This is a genomic window from Alcanivorax sp. HI0083, from assembly GCF_001635175.1.
Map to the genome: position 1 here is coordinate 1 of NZ_LWFX01000153.1, position 666 is coordinate 666.

Here is a 666-nt window from a genome sequence, read left to right on the forward strand (position 1 = left end):
AGGTCACGGTAATCTGGAACTGTGTCACCGAGGCATCCGGCACCACCATCCCCAGGCTGAAGATACCGATAATCAGAATGCCGATGATCGATAACACCCAGGGGCCGGAACTGATTACACCGGCATAGGCATAGGCCCGGATCAGGCCCAGCAAGGTGTCCTTGCGCAACAATCGACGCAGTTCAAAACCAATGCCGGCCATTAGTGGCGTCCCTCCCGGCGACGATTGTTGTTTTCTTGCGGGCTGGCTGCGTCCGTGTCCCTCACCAGCGACTGGTACAGGTCACGGTAGGCGCCAAACATCATGTCCTGGGTGTACAGGTTCTCCACCCGGCGAATGCCTGCCTGCTGCGCCTGGTGCCAGGCATCCCTATCTTTCAATAGCGAGGCAACCGCATTGCCCAACGCTTCCGGGTCGGCAATGCCCACCACTTCGCCGGCTTTTCCATAGGCCCGATCGGCTTCGCCCAGGCCTTCAATCAGCTGACGGCAAGACCCCACATCCGTGGAAACGGCCGGCACCCCGGCGGCAAAGCCTTCCAGCAACACCAGCGGTAACGCCTCACTGATGGAACTGAGCACGATCACCCCCACTTTGGGTAGCAGCTCATCAATTTTCTGGAACCCCAGAAACTTCACATTTTTTTCCAGCCCCAGACTGGCCAC

2 protein-coding genes are annotated in these 666 nt (G+C 58.7%); both read right to left on the reverse strand.

Translation table 11 applies throughout. From position 1 onward, the window contains the following. Positions 1-202 (reverse strand): exopolysaccharide Pel transporter PelG (pelG, locus tag A3754_RS01650; RefSeq protein ID WP_156496676.1); only part of this gene is annotated, 202 nt, incomplete at its 3' end. Continuing rightward, positions 202-666, reverse strand: a 465-nt coding sequence (gene pelF, locus A3754_RS01655) for a GT4 family glycosyltransferase PelF (RefSeq protein WP_156496677.1), incomplete at its 5' end; no start/stop codon positions are given. The genes pelF and pelG, both read right to left, overlap by 1 nt.